Consider the following 19,440-nt stretch of genomic DNA (forward strand, 5'->3'; position numbering starts at 1 on the left):
GCATTTCACCTGGGCCTGATACCCTTCTTGCGCCAGGCGGGCTGTAAAGATGGAGTCGGCCAGCGGCAAGGAGATGGATGAGTGGTAAATGGAGTCGGCGTAATCGTTGGCAAGCACCGTCAGATACTCGAACAGCGTCTGGTCGATTTCTCTTTCATAGTCGAAATTCGTAGAGAAACTGAGGGTGATGTCCTCGCCTTGGGTGTCGCTTAGCCGGTCAAGACGCGTCTTGGCCTCGTCCACAACGGCCTGCGGGAACAGGCGGTTGCTGACCTGCAGCAGTTCCCCCTCAATCATCCGGTAGGTATGAACCAGCCACGAACCTTGGATGAGCACGATGACAATCAGACTCAGAAAGGTAACTATCTTGATGTATTTGCCGGGCATAAGTGTCTTGATTTGTCGGCAAAGATATAACAATCTCTTAACAATCGGGTGTTTCCTAACAATAATATAAGGAAAGCATAACGAGGCCATAACCTGCCTTTTGCAGCAAAGGCCGTTACTTTGCGGCAGGAAAACAAAATAGATGAATGCTTTATGAAACAGATTGTAATTTTGACAGTAAGTCTGATAGTCGCGGCCACTCGCCTGGCTGCACAGGAGGTAAGAGGACGTGTAACGGATAAGAACCAACGACCGATTGAGGGCGCGACGGTAGTGATGCAGACGCCGGACTCTGTATTTGTTGATGGAGTGACTACCGATTCGTTGGGCCGTTTCGTCTTTCATCGGGAATTGAAGCGATACCGCCTGATTTTCCAACACCTGCTCTACAAGAGTGTAGTGAAAGACTATAACGCGGCAGGTGATATGGGTGTGGTGACGATGGACGAACAAGATGCTTATGCTTTGGAAGAAGTGGTAGTCAGAGCCGAACGCCCTTTGGTGAAAGCGGAGAACGGAACCTTGACTTACGATGTGGAAGCCCTGGCCGAGAAGACGACGGCAAGCAATGCCTATGAGGCCTTGGCTCGCCTGCCGGGCGTATTGGAGCAGGGCGGAAGCCTGAGTCTGATTGGAGCAGGAAGCGTTACGGTGGTACTGAACGGACGCCCGTCGTCCATGTCAAGCGAGCAACTGGTAAGTCTGCTGAAGAGTACGCCTGTCAGCAATGTGGAGAAGGCGGAAGTGATGTACAGCGCGCCAGCCAAATACCGGGTGCGAGGGGCGGTCATCAACCTGGTGCTGAAGAATCGGAAGTCCGAAGACGCTTTCCTGCGCGGGGAAGTCGGAGCCGACTTTACGCAAGCCCGCTATGCGCAGGGCGACGGGCGCATGAGCTTTTCTTTCGGAGGACGGAAGGTGACGGCGGATGTGCTTTATGCGGCCGACTATACCAGGCGGCGGACGGGATACGATTTCATCTCCCATCATACGCTGGACGGCGTGGTGCACGATGTAGAGCAATACAACACCGGATTGAGAAGAAAGCTGACCCACAACGTCCGCACTTCCTTGGAGTATCCGATAACCGAGAACGACCATCTGAATATGGCCTATACGGCCGCCGTTACTCCCAACATCAAGACGGTCGAAAACTCAACGGGTACCTTCTCAGAGTCATCCAACGTCCGAAAGGGAGACGAACAGATGCACAACTTCAATCTGGATTATACGGCACGCTGGGGTATGAATGTCGGACTGGATTATACCTATTATTCCTATCCAAGCGTGCAGGAATTCTGTAATCGGGCGGGCAATGTTGAGCAGGAGTTTTTGGCCGACAGCCGCCAACGCATCAACCGCTGGAATATCTATGCAGGGCAGACACATACCTTACCTCCGGATTGGAGCCTGAACTACGGTGTCAACTTCTCTTTTGCCCAAGAGAAAAGTGCCCAGTTGTATCATGCACAGGACAGAAATGACATGGCATCCCTGAACTCGGACACGAAACTGGACGAACGGACCTACAACTTCTATGCCGGACTGGAGAAAGCCTTTGGCGAGCGTCTGTCGCTCTCTCTGTCCGCTGCCGGGGAATATTACCGCCTGGCCGATTACAAGCAGTGGGCTGTTTATCCTTCCATGCAGTTGAACTACATCCCGTCAAATTCCCACATCTTCCAGCTCTCCTTCTCTTCGGACAAGGCCTACCCCGACTATTGGAGCATGCAGGATGCCACAAGCTATCTGAATGGTTATGCCAAGGTCGTAGGAAATCCCGGCCTGCGCCCTTCGACAGACTATACTGCCGACCTGACCTACATCCTGAAAAGCAAATACATCTTCAGCCTGTACTATACCCATGTAAAAGATTTGTTCGCCCAGTTGGCCTACCAAAGCCCCGACGAACTGACGATGGTTTATCAGACAGTGAATTACGACTACGAGCAGAACTTCGGCCTTTCGGTGATTCTCCCCTTCGCGGTCGGCAATATTTGGAACTCCCGCCTCACGCTGGACGGCTCCTATTTCAGGGACGTCAGCAAGGACTATCATGCCGTCGGCTTCGACAACTGCGTTTGGAGGGGAATCGCAATGCTGAACAATACCTTCCGACTGTCCTCAAAGCCGGCCATCAGCCTGGAGTTGAACGGCCTGTATGTCAGTCCTTCCGTTCAGGGAAATTATGACTTGTCCTCCATCTGGAAAGTCGATGCCGGACTGAAATGGACCTCAGCCGACCGGAAAGCCGAACTCCGCCTGACGGGTAACGACCTGTTCAACAGCGCGACACCCAATGCCCGTGTGAATGACAGAGGACAACGGTTCGAGATAAACCAGCATGCAGACAGCCGCTTCCTATCCCTTTCGTTTACCTATAAATTCGGCGGTTACAAGGATAAGGAGCATAAAAAGGTGGACACCTCACGCTTCGGCTACTGACATCGGCGGCAACCGCATAAAAAAACAGTTGGTTGAAGGGTAACGTTAAAAAGAAAGGATGAAACAGCGAAGAACCGCCTACACATCCCTCTCATTACGAAAATAGGCTGCCCGCGGGCAGCCTATTTCTTCAATTATATTATGTTTCTATTACTTCTTGGAGCCTTCAAAAGTCACGTCAACCTGATTGAGCATAGGAACTTGCAATACGGTAATATCCATAGCTACATTGCCATCGGTAAAGGCACCTCCAACTGTTACCGGGAAAGTACCCAAAGTTCCTACTGAAACAGTCTGTGAACCTTCAAACGTATAGAGTCCGTTAGCTTCTACAACAGTACATGGCTCCAAGGAGATATCCAAGACCAAATCTTCTGAAATCGCAAGATTCTTCACTTCGAGTTTCAATGCATTTGCAGACGACTTGGTCAGAATAACATCCTGCGCAATATCCGAGCCGAGAGACATCCCATTAGAAGTGATATCAAACGTACCGGCATACGTACCTACCAGTTGTTCATCAATCACTTGTTCGAGAGTCAAATCGTTGTTGTTATCGTCATCGTCGCTGCTACAAGCAGTAAACAAACTCATTGAACAAATCAATGCAAACAGATAAAATAAATTCTTCTTCATAAAATTGTGTTCTTGTTTAGTTAATAATAAATCTCTGCTCTGAAGATATGATTATATCCTATTCATATTTTCAGGCTGCAAAGTAAGAGGTTTTAATTGAGGTGTACAAGTTTTATCCGCTGAAAAGTTGGATGTTACAGCCGAAATAAAAGAAATGGAGCATAAAACCTTGCGGCATATCAAACAAATGTCTACTTTTATACACGTTTAAGTGCGCGTGCGGGAAAACTGCCGTACACATTACTCATTCTTAACCCTTTAAACCATACAAACTATGTTCAACTCATTCGGAAACATCCTGCGCCTGACCAGTTTCGGCGAGTCGCACGGAAAAGGCATCGGAGGTGTCGTCGACGGCTTTCCCGCAGGCATCACCATCGACATGGACTTCATACAGGCCGAACTGGACCGCCGGCGTCCGGGCCAGTCGGACCTCACCACTCCCCGCAAAGAGGCAGACCGTGTGGAATTCCTCTCCGGCATCTTTGAAGGCAAGTCCACCGGCTGCCCCATCGGTTTCATGGTATGGAACGAGAACCAGCATTCTTCCGACTACGACAATCTGAAGAACGTGTACCGTCCCTCACACGCCGACTATACCTACAAGACCAAGTACGGCATCCGCGACCACCGGGGCGGCGGACGCTCGTCGGCCCGCGAAACCATCTCGCGCGTAGTGGCCGGAGCGCTGGCCAAGCTGGCACTGCGCCAACTGGGCATACGCATCACGGCCTACACCTCGCAAGTGGGGCCCATCCGCCTGGAAGAGAACTATACGGCCTACGACCTGGATTTGACAGAGAGCAACCCCGTCCGCTGCCCCGACCCCGAGAAGGCCAAGGAAATGGAGCGACTCATTGCCGAGGTAAAGGCCGAAGGCGATACCATCGGCGGCGTCATCACCTGCGTCATCACGGGCTGCCCCGTCGGACTGGGGCAACCGGTCTTCGGCAAGTTGCAGGCGGCACTGGCATCGGGCATGCTGAGCATCAACGCCGCCAAAGCCTTTGAGTACGGCGACGGATTCAAGGGACTGAAGATGAAGGGCTCGGAACAGAACGACGTGTTCTACAACAACGCCGGACGCATCACCACCCACACCAACCACTCGGGCGGCATCCAGGGCGGCATCAGCAACGGACAGGACATCTACTTCCGCGTAGCCTTCAAACCCGTGGCCACCGTCCTCATGGAGCAGCACACGGTGAACATCGACGGCGTGGACACCACCCTGAAAGCCCGCGGCCGCCACGACCCCTGCGTCTTGCCGCGCGCCGTGCCCATCGTGGAGGCCATGGCCGCACTGACCATTCTGGACTTCTACCTGATAGACCGGACAACGCAACTGTAAGGGGCCTCTCCCCCGCCCCCTCCCCCAGAGGGAGGGGAGGAAGCGTCTGCATACTATATATAATGTATAACCCTTCATTCATATTCCCCCTTCCACTTATGATTAGAACCTACCTCTCCGAAAACGAACCCCGCATGCTGGACGAACTGTTCAGCCTCATCCGCATTCCCAGTATCAGCGCCCAACCCGAGCATCACGACGACATGCTGGCCTGCGCCGAGCGGTGGAGGCAACTCCTGCTCCAGGCCGGTGCTGACGAGGCCATGGTGATGCCCTCGCAAGGCAACCCCATGGTGTTTGCCTGCAAGACCATAGACCCTGCCGCGCCTACCGTACTCGTCTATGCCCATTACGACGTGATGCCCGTCGAGCCGCTGGAGCTGTGGAAAAGCGCTCCCTTTGAACCCGAGGTGCGCGACGGACGCATCTGGGCCCGCGGCGCCGACGACGACAAAGGGCAGTCCTTCATCCAGGTGAAGGCTTTTGAATACCTGGTGAAGAACAACCTGCTGACCCACAACGTGAAGTTCATCTTCGAGGGCGAGGAGGAGATAGGCTCTCCCAGCCTCGAAGCCTTCTGCCAGGAACACCGCGAGCTGCTGAAGGCCGATGTCATCCTCGTATCGGACACCAGCATGCTGGGCGCCGACCTGCCCTCGCTGACCACCGGCCTGCGCGGACTGGCCTACTGGGAGATTGAAGTGACCGGCCCCAACCGCGACCTGCACTCCGGCCACTTCGGCGGCGCGGTGGACAACCCCATCAACGCACTCTGCCGGATGCTGGCCCGCGTGGTCGACGCCGACGGCCGCATCACCGTCCCCGGCTTCTACGACGACGTGGAGGAGGTGCCCCAGGCCGAGCGTGACATGATAGCCCACATCCCCTTCGACGAAGAGAAGTACAAGGCAGCCATCGGCGTCAAGGAACTGGCGGGCGAAAAGGGTTACAGCACGCTGGAGCGCAACAGCTGCCGCCCGTCGTTCGACATCTGCGGCATCTGGGGCGGCTATACTGGCGAAGGGGCCAAGACCGTACTGCCTTCCAAGGCCTACGCCAAAGTGTCGTGCCGCCTTGTAGCCCACCAGGATCACCACCAGATTTCACAGCTCTTTGCCGACTACATCCAGAGCATCGCACCCGCTACCGTACAGGTGAAGGTGACGCCCATGCACGGCGGACAGGGTTACGTCTGCCCCATCACCCTCCCTGCCTACCGGGCTGCCGAGAAGGGCTTTGAGAAAGCGTTCGGCAAGAAGCCCCTGGCCGTGCGCCGCGGCGGAAGCATCCCCATCATAGCCACCTTCGAGCAGGTGCTGGGCATCAAGACCGTCCTCATGGGCTTCGGGCTGGAAAGCAACGCCATCCACTCGCCCAACGAGAACATGCCGCTGGACATCCTGCGCAAAGGCATCGAGGCCGTGGTGGAATTCCACCTGCAGTGGGACAAAGAATAAAGAACAGAAAGTTTAAGAGAAGCCCCCTTCAACTCCTCCTTTCAAGGAGAGCTGAAGGGGGTTCTTTTTTGCAATTCCCCCGTGCCCTGTCCGCCTGCCCCATGTGTGGGACAAATCCTTATCCCATGTGCGGAAAAGGTCACCCCTACTCCGCAGGAAAGCTGGAAAGCAGCCGCTCAGATGTATATCGCAAGCGCTCAGTTATACAACGCAAGCGCTCAGTTGTACATCGCAGCCGCTGCTTTATAACTTTTCTACGGGACAGGCAAAAGCTACCCCGCATGTATGGCATGGAAATATCCTACATGCGGGGTAGTCTGGTTTATTCATAAACATACTCCACAGCCGACTTCTTGAAGCGCACCAGGCGGGTGTTGTTGGCACCGGCTCCGTTGTGCTCCAGGCTGGCGTTGCTGCCCCTCACCAGCCATCCGGTCGTATTGGGATTGTAGCAGGCCATCAGCAGCCAGTTGGCATTGACGCCCGTGGCTCCCCACTGGCAACCTACGCCATAGAACGTCAGGGGCTCGTCGCCCTTGCCCTTGACACTGCGCACCGAGAACGACCACAGCTCGCCAAGGGCATAGCCGTCCAACTCCATTCCCCCGCGCTTCTCCAGGATAATCTCACAACGGTCAGCCTCTCCGCCCACTTGGGGGTTGAATCCTGTCCAAGAGGTGGGAATGACAAAACCGGAAAGAATCTGCCGGTAGTCATCAAAGCTGGGCATCTCATAACCGTCAGGGGCCAGTGCATGGGAGTCTTGATGGTTGATGTGGTTGGACTCACTGTTGCGCCATCCGTCCAGTACCAGCATCCCGTCGCGGTTCACAGCCTTCAGCGCCACGCCGTCGCTCCCCTCGTAGGCGGCATTCCACAGGCGCAGATAGTCGGCCTGCGAGCAGGTGTTCAGATAGTTCTGCACGGTCTGTCCGGCCAGGCGTGCGGGGTCGTCGGCACACAGGATTTGGTCGTCGAAGTTACGCGAATTGCCGATGGCGTTGTAACGGCACCACCACACCCCGTTGAGCTGTGTCACCGGCAGGCCGTAGTTGCGACGCGCCACGGTGTAGGTTTCCATCCGCTGCCCGTCACTCTTGCGGCTTACCAGCAGCCGGGCCTCCTGTTTGCGCCCGTCGGCTTTCGGGTCGTTGGGCTTCCAGCCTCCCACCACACGATAGGTGTTTGCCTCGTCTGCCACCTTTTCCACCTTGACCCACGGGTCTTCGTTCTCGAACTCAGCCAGCAGCTCCATGCCTTCGGGCAGGATGAAGCGGCCCAGTTCATTGTCCACGTAGCGGCCGAAGTCGCACGCATAGCTGGTCCGGTCAAACGTGAAACCCTCTGTACGTATCGGATTCTCTTGTACGCGAAGGGTAATGCAGTCCTCTTCATAGACCTCCTTCAGCCCCTTGCGGCGGAAGTAGAGCCTGCATTCTTCTTCGGGATAACCCGGCGGCAGCAACGGTTTGTGCACAGTAAAGGAAGTCACTCCGTCAAACATGCCCGATGAGGTGATGGGGCTGACCGTAATGCCGGGCGCCTGTGAAGAGGCAAATTCCAGTTCGTCATTACAGTCCAAAGCCAATGTAAAGTCCAATGCCCGGGCCGGCAATATGAGTGTACTACCCGTTGCGTCCGTCTGCGCCCCCTCCGGCAGTGGCGTCAGGGTTGTGTTGACAGTAATGGCACCATCCCAATCGGGGCGCAGTGTCACTTCTTCCTCCTGCCATTCTTCCACCTTCAGCTCAAACGGCTTCGACGGCGTAGCGGCCTTGCTCACGGTCAGTGCATAGATGGTGTTGCGCTTCAGCGAAGCAGGCAGTTCGGCTTCTTCCGTATATGTCTGTCCGCCGGAAACGATTTCCACTTCCGCTTTCAGTTGCGGACGCGACTGGGCAAAGAGGTAGGCCACTCCCTGCGTATCGGCCGTAAGAGGCTGTGGAAATGCTGTGTACAGGTCTTTCAGAACGGCTTCTGCGGGAGCATCGTCTCCTTGGGAAGCAAACAGATAGGCGTCCTGTACCGCGTCTTTCAGCGCCAGGCTCTTCACTGCCACGTCTTCGCCTGCCTCCAGACGTAAGTCCAGGCGGGCCACACCGCGTTCAAGGTCAAGAGACACCTCGGACGCAGTTTCTCCGGAAATGTCCACCTTTCCGCTGAAGAAACGGAGCGCCCCTTCACTGCCGGCCGCCAGTGTGGTCTTCAGCCATTCGGCTTCGGTAGTGCCCTGCCGCTTCAGTTCTTCCAAATCAACAGCGGCCGCCGTATTGGCCAGCATATAGAGTGTACCGGCGGCTCCGTCCAACGGCAGGCTGTAGCTGTCTGCCGAAGCATCCAGCCCGGTATAGACCCGCGTGAGAAGTCCATCTTCAAATAGGCAAGCCTGCATGTCGCGGAATTCATTCTCGCCCTCGGGCAGGGGTTGGCCTCCCCCATTAGCATAGGCGGCTACGTTTATCTTGATTACCGTCTGGTCCTTGGGTAACGGTTGCGGAGTGTCCTCTTTCTCTGAACAAGAGATGCAGAGCAGACAGGAAAACAGCAGACAGCAAAGTCCGCCATATATTGTTCCAGTTATCAACTTCTTCATATTCATACCTAATTTACTATTCATATACATATTCTACCGGAGTCTTGACACAGCGTACGGTACGGGTTTTTACCGCGTTTTGGGCGGAATATTTCATCCAGTTTCCGCTTCCGTTGCTTTGAGGATAGCCTTCCATCATCCAGGAACTGCCGGCATTGCCGTACGTGGCCAACAAAATGGCCGTTTTCGCGATTTTTCCCTCGTCCCATTGATGGCCTAATCCACAGAGTGTCCAGTGGCTGCCTTCGTATTCGAAATCATAGAAAATGACGGGGCCATAGTCTGCTCCGGCAGCTGTCAGGTTACGCTCCACGACCCGGAAATTGAGCCGTTGCCCCAAATTATTGTTGAATGCTCCGGGATTATAGTAAGCCAGATTGCTGTTGTTGTCCCAGGCAAAGAACCTGAAGTCATCATAATCAGGGATGCAATAGCCGTCGGGGGCCATTGCCGCAGGTTCCAGAGTGCCAAAATTATCCGCAGTGCTCCGATAGCCCTCGTAAGAGAAAGATTCTCCGTCATGCATCAGCTTCAGACCTTCGGGATTGCCTGCCTGATACTGGTCTCCCAATACTTCCAGCAGTTCCGCGTCGCTACAGGACAGCAGATAGTCCAAGACATCGGCATCGCTGTCCGCAGGATCATCCTTCGGCAAAATCTGGTCGGCAAAATCCTTCACGTTGCCTCGCAAATTATACTTACACCACCAGGTACCGTTTATCCGGACTACAGGCAGCCCCCAGTTCCGCCGTCTGATGATATATTGTTCCCGATTACCACCGTCGCTGTCGGTCACGACCAGCCGTGCCTCCTGTATACGTCCGTCGGCCTCGGGGTCATTGGGCCTCCACCCGGCCAGGATACGGTATGTTTCATCTGCCCCGCCGTCGGCCAGCTTCAGCCAAGGAGCCTCGCCGGCATCGGTCTCCACACTGACGGTTTTGCCCGCAGGCAAGGTCAGCACGCCCAGACAACCGTCAATGTAGCGGCCATAGTCGCATACGGCATTGCGGTCAAAGGTCAGGCTGCCCGTCAGGCCGATGGGACTGGGAGCAAAGACCAGTACCACTCGCCCCGTACGGACATCCTCCAGATAGGTATCCAGGTAGATGTAGCCCCTACGGCTGCCCGGCATCTTCAGACTGCTGCTGATGTCTACCTCGGCCACTTGCTGCAGGGTACGGGTCAGACTGCGGCTGCTCAGAGTCACTCCGTCCACTTCGCCGACAACGGAAAGGCGTGCCCCCAATTCGGCCTTCAAGACCAGCTGCAAGGTACTTTCCTGATAAGGCACGAAGACCGTGTCGCCCTGGGCGTTCACCGTCACACCCTCGGACAGCCGGGAAGCATCCCGGTCCACCAGTCCCTTCAGTGCCGGCTCCACACCAGCCTCTGTGCCGTTTTCCCATTCTCCTTCCACAGCCTCCAGACGAAGAGCTGCTCCGTTGCCGTAAACCTTCAACGTGCAGACTGTGTTGCGCCGTAGAGGCGGCAGAGAAACATTCAGCCGATGCCAGCCCCCATCGGAAGTAGTCACAACCAGTTCAGCCTGCGACGTCCTACCCTCCTGCGGAGAGACGTAGCAAAGGAAACGGCTGCCTGTCAGCGGGCTGTCGGTATAGTCCTGCTCAACGGTCGTAGTTGTAGCATCGGCCGGCACTCCTTCTTGTTCGTTCACATATCCGGAGGCCGCCAGTCCGCCGATGCGCAAGTGGTGGACACTGACACCCTCTATGGGCAGACAAAGGTCGATACGGGCTACGCTGCGCTTCAGGCTGACGGAGGCGTTCTCCTTATCCAATTCCAGTCCTCCCGTCATAGTGATGCCTGCGGCCGTCAATTCAGAAGCCGTAGCGGTAAGACGCATGAACTCGTCCTGCGTAGTTTTCCCCGGAACCGGAGCATCATTCTGCAACGATGCAGGCGTGTTGGCCACAAAGCGCAGCGTCCCTGTCATGCGGGCAGGAGTCAAAGTGAGAGTGCCATCGGCAGCGAGGGTCAGGGGGCCAAAGCACTCCTGCAGCATGCCGTTCTCAAAACGGTAGGCTACCACCTTCTCCATGCGGTCTTCTCCCTCTTCCGTTCCTCCCTGAAGCAGTTCGTCGGCCAACAGGCGGACAGTCAGCTTTCCCGCATCCTCTGGCAAAAGGCCGGAGTCCTCAGAGGTGCATGAGGCAGCCAACAGCAGGCAACACACGGCAACAGTCAATCTCATCATTCTCATCAACTTTGTTTTAAGCAGGTTATCTTTGTTCATTGGTATCTGTTTGGATTGGTTTTACTATTCAAATATTCGGGCGAGTCAATGGGCAGATTACCGATGTTCTGCACATAGAAATTATTCATCAGTTCCTCGGCCCAAGGACCATAAGTAAACGAGCTGCTGTGGCCGTAGCCCATCACATGACCCAGCTCATGAAACATGATGCTGCACGAGTAAGCGTTCCAATAATGTTCGAACCAGGCCTGTTGATAGGCGCCAAAGGTAGAGCCTCCACCCAGGCCCACTACACCGTTGCCCGGATAGACCAATCCTACCTGCAAGGTACGACGCTGTCTCATCTGGGCCAGCACCTGCTCGACACGAATGGGGTTCTTCTGGTCATCGTACAGTTTGTCTGCGTTCTCACGCAAAATTTGCTCGTGTTCGGGCATATCCACCATATAAGTGAAATTAAGAAACAGTGCCACCGATTCACGACAATGAACGGGTCGGATACCCATCCAGTTGCCCACAGGCCCGCCATCCTCACGTTCGGGGTCTCCTCCATACAGTCCCCAACGGATAGTCCAGCCATGTTCTATCCCCTGCAGACGGGCCCAATAGGGATCGGTTGTCTCTACACGAAAGTCTGCATCGGCCAAATCCGTCGGTTCGAGCGGACCGGCCTCAACCAGACGACCGGATTCCGTAGAACAAACAGCCGAACGTTCCATCAAAGGCATAGTCTCGTAAAAGTCGGCAAATCCCGGAATCGTATCGAAATAAGCCAACTCGAAATATTCGTCGGACACGGCCGGAATACGTGCCTTCACCAACACCCGTCCCAATCCCCGGGGCGAATAGAAACGGGCATGCAGCTGTCCGTCGTCCGTCAGTTCCAGCTGCAAGGGCTGTGCGGTGTCAAATTGACGCTGTTGGGAATCTGTATATACCTCTTTCGGTTCGTCATCCTGCAAGATAAGCTTGTGATTACCATTCAAGTAGGCCGCACGACTGACAAACATCAAAGCCGAGCGATCTTCGGGGTGTTCCACCTGTGTCTCTGCCTTATGTATGTGGTTAGCCTCGGTATGTTCCAAGCCAAAGGAATAAGTCTGCCGGGTCTGAGTTCCCCGCCAGTCGCGAGTGAACAGTTCCACCTCCCCTGCAAGCGAAGAACCCTCAGCCGTAGGCAAAAAGCACAGCGATGTTCCCTCTGCCAGTTCCAATTCCAACGTGCCTCCCGTATCTGTTCCTCCGGGAATACCATCGGCCGACACCGTAGTACAGAAACGTGTATCCGAAAGACTGACACGCTGGCGTGTCACCGCCCACCTTACATTGGGATTGCGGTAATCGAAACTGAAGTCCAGCCGACTGACCAGACGTCTCAGCTCGACTTTGCCCTCCACATCCGTCACTTCCCGACCATCCTCGATACTCACACTGAACGGCTTCTGCGCATAGTAATATTCGGCCGACAGTGGACGACGCAAGTCTGTCGGGAAACTCAACCACGTATCCCCAATTTGCATGGGCGTGTTTATCTCAGCTCCGTCAGCAGCAGCGTTCCCCCTGACAGCCAACACCAGCAGGCGGTAATCACCCTCATGGAGGCCCTCCACTCGAATTTCACACGAAGTTGTGTCATAGCGGCCTTTGGCGTCTAGCACACGGCATCCGTCCACGTCTACAATACAAAACTCCAGACGGTCATATCCGGCAGACACACGACTGCCGGAAGTCTCGCCCTCATAACCCACCTCGCAAAGGCTGAATACACCGCCCTGACTTGCAGGCGACTGCATGTCCTGCCACTCGTCACGGCTACAGGCCGTCAGCAACAGGACACATAACATAGTAAGTAAAGGAAATTTCTTCATTTCTGTTTGTTTGTTCATTTTACAATTACACACACTCTTTCACTTCCACAGAGAGGAAGGATGCAGAAGAGAATCAACGACATAAATCAAACGTAAAACAGTAATATACTGACACATAAGACTGAGCCGTCTAAATTGAGGGCGCAAATATACGATATAGGAACGAGATGAAAAAGAAAGAAAATGTTAAAGATAATGGAATAGAACGGTAAGAGGTTAAGTATGAGCGGGTAGGTATAAGAAAACATACACAAGAATTTATTCTGGCGCAAATGGCGGAAATACGCCTTTCCTTTTTTACAAAACTCCGTTTCGCCAAAAACAACAGCTTCTCCTATCCGGCACCCAATTACTCATACCTCATAGAACTGGCAGGACGAATACGGGTAATCAAAAGCGAAGGTCCCAGAAGCATAAGAAGTGAGGCAAGAAGTGTGCCGACATTGAGCAGAAGAAACAACCAGAAATTGAAGGATACGGGCACAGTATCCATATAATAGGTGGCGGGATCGAGACGGAAGAACCCGGTATAACGCTGGACAAAATAGAAGGCTAGTCCCAACAAGTTACCCCACAACATCCCCTTGCCGATAAGAAAAACGGAAAACCAGAGAAAGAGGCTACGGATGGTACGGTTGGGAGCACCCAGCGACTTGAGAATACCTATCATGGATGTACGCTCAATGATAATAATGAGCAAGCCGGAAATCATAGTAAAACCCGCAACACCCACCATCAGCACAAGAATGACCCAAATGTTGACATCAAGAATATCCAGCCAGGCAAAAATCTGGGGATAAAGCTGTTCGACATTGCGTACACAATATTCGGCTCCGTAAGAATCGGTGTAACCCGACAGTGCATCGGCCAAAGTATAGGTAACCTCATCCAAGCGAGCATAGTCGCTCAAAGTTATCTCTACACCGCTCGCCTGTCCAGTCTGCCAACGATTGAGCCGATTGACCAAACCGAGGTCTGTCAAGAGAAACAGATTATCGAATTCAGAAAAATTAGTCTGATAAATACCCGCTACAATGAGACGTCGGGCGCGTATGTCGTCCTGTATATAATAGGTGTCTATCTTGTCGCCCAATTTGAGCTTCAGCCTGGAAGCCAGAGAACGGGAAATAAGAACACGGTTGGTAGAAGAAGAATCGCTGAACTGCGGACATTCACCCTCAACCAGATGCCGACGGAAGAAGGCCGGATCGTATTCCGGCCCCACACCCTTAAGCACCATACCCTGGAAGGCGTCCGCTGTCTTAATCATGCCGGGTTTTGTAGAATAGCGTTGCACATGAGCCACATAAGGGAAGGCGCCTAGAGCATCGAGCAAACTGTCTGTAGCCAACACTGGATAAGTTTCATAGGAACGAACGGCATCCAGATTGCTCACCTGAATGTGAGAACCAAATCCCACTATCTTGTCGCGTATCTGACTCTTGAAACCCACAATAACAGACACAGCCACAATCATTACAGCCAAACCGATAGCTATACCAATCATGGCTATCAGCACAGCTGGACGAGAGACCTGACGGCCGGAGTCGGAACCGGAGTAGATACGGCGGGCAAGAAAAAGAGATAAGTTCATTGTGCTATATGGAATTCATTGTTCGGACGCGGATGAAGCGGATGAGACGGATTTATTCTTCTTCACAGTGGAACCAGTCATTCACCTCAGAGTCACCCAGAAGGAAACAGGAGAATCCGCATCATCCGCGGCAGAAAGACATACACCCCGAGAACTATTCAATCCTTCCCGGATAGGCTTCCAGTGCCTTCTGGAGCACGAAAAGGGCACGGGTCAAGTCTTCCTTCTTCAGCACGTAGGCTATACGCACCTCGTTGCGACCGGAACCCGGCGTGGTATAAAAGCCAGAGGCTGGGGCCATGAATACCGTCTGCCCCTCGTATTCGAAGTCAGAAAGGCACCAGGCACAGAACTTGTCAGAATCGTCCACGGGCAGCTTGGCTACGGTGTAGAACGCTCCCATAGGGATGGGCGAGTAGACGCCGGGAATGCGGTTCAAACCGTCAATAAGGCACTTGCGGCGTTCCACATACTCGTCATAGGTGTCACGCAGATAGTCCTCGCCGGCATCGAGCGATGCCTCGGCAGCAATCTGTCCAATCAAGGGAGGACTGAGACGGGCCTGGCAGAACTTCATCACGGCGTCTCGTATCTCCTTGTTCTTGGTAATGAGTGCCCCGATGCGGATGCCGCACTCGGAGTAACGCTTGGAAACGGAGTCGATGAGCACCACATTCTGCTCAATGCCTTCCAGGTGGCAGGCGGAGATGTAGGGCGAACCGGTGTAGATGAACTCGCGGTACACCTCGTCCGAAAAGAGGAAGAGGTCGTACTTCTTCACCAGATCGCGTATCTGGTTCATCTCGCGGCGGGTATAGAGGTAGCCCGTGGGGTTGTTGGGATTGCAAATCAGAATAGCCCGTGTACGCTCATTGATAAGCTCCTCGAACTTCTCGACTTTTGGCAAAGAGAAACCTTCCTCTATGGTGGTGGCAATCGTGCGTATCTTAGCTCCGGCTGAAATAGCAAAAGCCATATAATTGGCGTAAGCCGGCTCGGGGACGATAATTTCGTCGCCCGGGTTTAAACAGGCCATAAAAGAGAAAAGCACTGCCTCCGAACCACCGGAAGTGATGATAATATCATCAGCTGTCAAATGTATGTTATACTTCTCATAATATCCCACCAGTTTTTCCCGGTAGCTCCGATAGCCCGCACTGGGACTATACTCCAACACTTTGCGATTGATATTGCGTATAGCATCAATCGCTACTTGTGGCGTGGGCAGGTCGGGCTGTCCGATGTTCAGATGAAAGACATGAATGCCCCTTTGTTTGGCCGCATCAGCCAGCGGGGCCAGTTTTCTGATGGGAGAGGCGGGCATCTCCATCCCACGGATAGATATTGTCGGCATATCGTTCTTAACTTATTCAGATTACAAATTAAATTGTCCTGGCAAATACAGGCTGCCACACAATTATTGAAGCTGCAAATGTAGCGATTTATTTGAAACCAAAGGAGGCCAGAACATAAAATCTTTAAAAAGGTTATCTATATATTAAAAGGCAATGCCATCTGAAAAGAAAGACTTACCTTTGGATTACAAATAAAAAGAACCTTATTCATTAAGAAACTGCAAAGCCCGTGTAATCATGACAGTCAACCTCATCACTTTTGTTTCGCCCCTGCATAGGCAGACACCCATCCGGAATTCCCACGAAGTACTGCTGGCCGAACTGGAAAAATATTTCACTATCAACCTCGTTGACCACTCCAATATAGGGAAATTGACACAGGATGACTTCAGCATTGTCTTCATTGCTACCGGAGGCGTAGAAAAACTGGTTGCCCAACACTTCGAAGCACTGCCCCGCCCCACTGCACTCCTGACGGATGGCATATACAACTCCCTGCCTGCCGCTCTGGAAATAGCCTCGTGGTTACATAACCGAGGAATGAAGAATGAAATACTGCACGGTGAACCGACCGACATCGCCAAACGCCTCTTCATTCTGTACAACAACTTCCGCGCCCAGCGAGCCCTGTCGGGCCGACGAATCGGTGTCATAGGTGCTCCTTCAGGCTGGTTAATAGCGAGCAATGTGGATTTCTTACTAGCCAAACGGCGATGGGAAGTAGAATATATAAATGTGCCCATCGAACGCGTCTACGAATATTATGCACTGACTTCCGAAGATGAAGTGGGTGAAGAAGCTGCAGTACTGGCAGAAAAGGCACTGGCTTGTAGAGAGGCCTCACCCGAAGACCTACTCAAAGCCATGAAACTCCATGCCGCCATCAGAAAATTGGTGAGAGAAGAACGACTGGACGCACTGACCCTAAGCTGCTTCCGAGTAATTGACCAAGTAGGCACAACAGGTTGTTTGGCACTTGCACTGCTGAATGACGAAGGTATTATTGCCGGCTGTGAAGGAGATTTGCAAGCAGTATTTACCATGATGGTAGCAAAGACTCTGACCGGACAGGCACCGTTCATGGGAAATCCCTCACTGGTTAATGTACGGAACAATGAACTCGTTCTGTCGCATTGCACGGTAGGGTTGAAACAAACTGAAAGATTCATCATCAGAAGCCATTTTGAAACGGGAACCGGGATAGGAATACAGGGCATATTGCCTGAAGGAGAAGTGACACTTGTTAAATGTGGAGGAGAATGCCTTGACGAATACTACCTAAGTAGCGGTACCCTTGTAGAAAATACGAACCATATCAATATGTGCCGCACACAAGTAAAGATACGCATGAACACACCAGCCGACTATTTTCTCAAAAACCCACTGGGCAACCATCACATCCTGCTGCACGGAAACCATGAAGCTGTACTGAACGAATTTTTCCAGGCAAACGGATGCAAACGGATAGAATAAAAGCTGCCATTTTCTATCCGAATGAAAAAAGAAGGCATGACAGGCGCATATTCAGAGCACCCAAGGACTGACTGTAACTCCTGCGCCTGCCATGCTTTTATTTCAGATTAATCCGCAAACATACAGAAAAACAACGTACACACAAAGCATCTCATTATCAAAGCCAGCGACCGTCCGCCCAATAATTAATCAAAAATAATTACCAAAAGCACAATCCAATCCAACATCAAAGGATGTTACAGAACAAAACAACTCTGCAACTATCCACAAGCAATTATAAATCAACCACTTACAAACCGGCTATAATTTCATCATGAATTATAGGCAACATTGAGAAAGAAGGTAGGCAACATTCGGGTAGATAGTAGGCAACATTCGGGTAGATAGTAGGCAACATTCAACGCCATACCAGGCAACATTATCAATTATACATAAAATATTTTGTCATTTATGCAACACAAAGAGCCATCAATATCAACAATTATAACCACACCTCACAAAAGTTAGAAAATCTATTAAACGCCTCTCTGCACCTTCATATATATACTTAAGTTTCGCAAGTTTATTAATCTATTGTAGTTAAGGAGTTAAGAAGTTAAGGAGTTAAGCCAATACCTTTGTGAAAAGGATGCCGACCATACACTTGAGCTATCGGCTTTAACTCCTAAGCCCACCCTGGTGGGGTCTCTCCCCCTTCGGGGGGGAGTTGGAGGGGGCTTTCTTTTAACTCCCTTAACTCCAGCAAGTTTCGCAAATGCGAAACTTGAGTATATATATATTTCCGACAACAACGTCCTTCTTTGGCTAACGACCACTTAAGGAAGTTGCTGTTTACAGGGCGGGATAAGACACGTCAAAAGTTCATTTTTCGCATTAGCCATTCAAACTATTCCCAGAGTCAATGGTCATCCACCTGTGATATATCCCGAGAACGCTCACAAAGCCTTCAAGACGACTATCACAGACAAGGGATCCGAAAAGAATTTTATCATTAATTAACTCCTACCCGTGCAGTGCAACGACCGTTCTTGGCATTTAGATGAATGTAACGCAACTACATTGCAAAGCTAAGCAATAACATACAGATTATATTAACCAAATTGACTCAAAAAAAATACATTATGACAACCATTTCAAAAGCCCACCAACTGCTGGCCGCTACCATGCTGTTCTTCGGTACACTGACCCTGCAATCCTGTTTGGATGATGATAATGACAACTACCAATACGCTTTTCCAAACGCATTGGTCACCGTCAAACAAACCGAAAATCAAACACTCTTCCTGCAATTGGACGACCACACGACCCTACTACCCGTCAACGTAAAGGAATCGCCTTTCGGAGATAAGGAAGTAAGGGCACTGGTCAATTACAATGAAGTGAATGAACCCTGCGAAGGTTATGACCAGGCTATCCACATCAACTGGATAGACAGCATTCTGACCAAACCGATGGTACCGAACTTGGCCGAAGAGAATGACCAGGTGTATGGCAAGGATCCGGTAGAAATTGTCAATGACTGGGTAACCATCGCCGAAGACGGTTACCTGACCTTGCGCTTCAGGACGCGCTGGGGAGGAGAGGCAACCCACTTCGTAAACCTGATTTCTACCAACAACCCGGAAAACCCCTACGAAGTGGAATTCCGTCACAATGCCTATGGAGACCTTTACGGAATGACAGGTGACGGGCTGGTAGCTTTCAGACTGAACCAACTGCCCGACACACAAGGCGAGACCGTAAAGCTGAGACTGAAATGGAATTCATTCAGCGGTGAGAAGTCGGCCGAGTTTGACTACTGTACCCGCTAGTCCACACCTGCCTCATCCGACATGGTGGCAACCAAATCCGAGTTATCCTTGAAATAACGGAGTCTTACTGGACATCATAGCCCGCACAGATTGACACGGATTGACACAGATTGAAGAAGGAATCTGTGCCAATCCGTGTAATTTATGGTGCACGTTTATTAGTGGTGCGATAAAAATTACATCACTGTAGTTAAACGATTAATTTTAAATCAAATATAAGCGTTCATTGATTTTTTGATTTGAAAATGATTT

At 52.2% G+C, this 19,440-nt stretch carries 11 protein-coding genes and 1 pseudogene; 5 read left to right on the forward strand and 7 right to left on the reverse strand.

The window, feature by feature from the left end:
• Nucleotides 1-387 (reverse strand): annotated as a pseudogene (locus Q1Y74_RS08540) (hypothetical protein); the annotation flags it as partial.
• Nucleotides 388-540: 153 nt separating this feature from the next.
• Between Q1Y74_RS08540 and Q1Y74_RS08545 the strand changes: the two are divergent.
• Nucleotides 541-2,832 (forward strand): outer membrane beta-barrel protein, encoded by a 2,292-nt coding sequence (locus tag Q1Y74_RS08545; RefSeq protein ID WP_300813833.1) that lies wholly within the window; start codon nt 541-543, stop codon nt 2,830-2,832.
• 150 nt (nt 2,833-2,982) lie between these two features.
• Here the strand turns inward: Q1Y74_RS08545 and Q1Y74_RS08550 are convergent, their stop codons facing one another.
• The gene (locus Q1Y74_RS08550; RefSeq protein ID WP_300813834.1) at nt 2,983-3,468 is read right to left on the reverse strand and encodes a calycin-like domain-containing protein; all 486 of its coding nucleotides are present in this window, start codon (nt 3,466-3,468) and stop codon (nt 2,983-2,985) included.
• A gap of 274 nt (nt 3,469-3,742) precedes the next feature.
• Between Q1Y74_RS08550 and aroC the strand changes: the two genes are divergently transcribed.
• Nucleotides 3,743-4,819, forward strand: coding sequence for a chorismate synthase (aroC, locus tag Q1Y74_RS08555; RefSeq protein WP_300813835.1), 1,077 nt, complete (start codon nt 3,743-3,745; stop codon nt 4,817-4,819).
• A gap of 98 nt (nt 4,820-4,917) precedes the next feature.
• Nucleotides 4,918-6,276, forward strand: a complete 1,359-nt coding sequence (locus Q1Y74_RS08560; protein ID WP_300813836.1) for a dipeptidase — start codon at nt 4,918-4,920, stop codon at nt 6,274-6,276.
• Nucleotides 6,277-6,598: 322 nt separating this feature from the next.
• Here Q1Y74_RS08560 and Q1Y74_RS08565 read toward each other — a convergent pair whose 3' ends face one another.
• The 5 genes from Q1Y74_RS08565 to Q1Y74_RS08585 all read right to left on the reverse strand — a co-directional run bounded on the left by Q1Y74_RS08565 (nt 6,599) and on the right by Q1Y74_RS08585 (nt 15,903).
• A complete protein-coding gene (locus Q1Y74_RS08565; protein ID WP_300813837.1) occupies nt 6,599-8,869 on the reverse strand; it encodes a hypothetical protein in 2,271 nt (756 codons plus the stop codon).
• 16 nt (nt 8,870-8,885) lie between these two features.
• Nucleotides 8,886-11,087 (reverse strand): hypothetical protein, encoded by a 2,202-nt coding sequence (locus Q1Y74_RS08570; RefSeq protein ID WP_300813838.1) that lies wholly within the window; start codon nt 11,085-11,087, stop codon nt 8,886-8,888.
• Between the two features lie 35 nt (nt 11,088-11,122).
• On the reverse strand, nt 11,123-12,955 hold the full coding sequence (locus tag Q1Y74_RS08575) for a hypothetical protein (protein WP_300813839.1): 1,833 nt from the start codon (nt 12,953-12,955) through the stop codon (nt 11,123-11,125).
• Between the two features lie 349 nt (nt 12,956-13,304).
• The gene (locus tag Q1Y74_RS08580) at nt 13,305-14,549 is read right to left on the reverse strand and encodes an ABC transporter permease (protein ID WP_300813840.1); all 1,245 of its coding nucleotides are present in this window, start codon (nt 14,547-14,549) and stop codon (nt 13,305-13,307) included.
• Between the two features lie 154 nt (nt 14,550-14,703).
• Nucleotides 14,704-15,903 carry a pyridoxal phosphate-dependent aminotransferase gene (locus tag Q1Y74_RS08585; RefSeq protein ID WP_300813841.1) on the reverse strand — a complete coding sequence of 400 codons (1,200 nt, stop codon included), beginning with the start codon at nt 15,901-15,903 and terminating at the stop codon, nt 14,704-14,706.
• 238 nt (nt 15,904-16,141) lie between these two features.
• Between Q1Y74_RS08585 and Q1Y74_RS08590 the strand changes: the two genes are divergently transcribed.
• Together Q1Y74_RS08590 and Q1Y74_RS08595 are read left to right on the forward strand one after the other, a co-directional pair.
• Nucleotides 16,142-17,377, forward strand: coding sequence for a fucose isomerase (locus tag Q1Y74_RS08590; RefSeq protein ID WP_300813842.1), 1,236 nt, complete (start codon nt 16,142-16,144; stop codon nt 17,375-17,377).
• A 1,163-nt stretch (nt 17,378-18,540) separates the two neighbouring features.
• Entirely contained in the window at nt 18,541-19,188 is a 648-nt protein-coding gene (locus tag Q1Y74_RS08595) for a NigD-like protein (protein WP_300813843.1), read from the forward strand.
• Nucleotides 19,189-19,440 lie beyond the last annotated feature (252 nt).

This window comes from uncultured Bacteroides sp. (assembly GCF_949298305.1).
Lineage (GTDB): Bacteria > Bacteroidota > Bacteroidia > Bacteroidales > Bacteroidaceae > Bacteroides.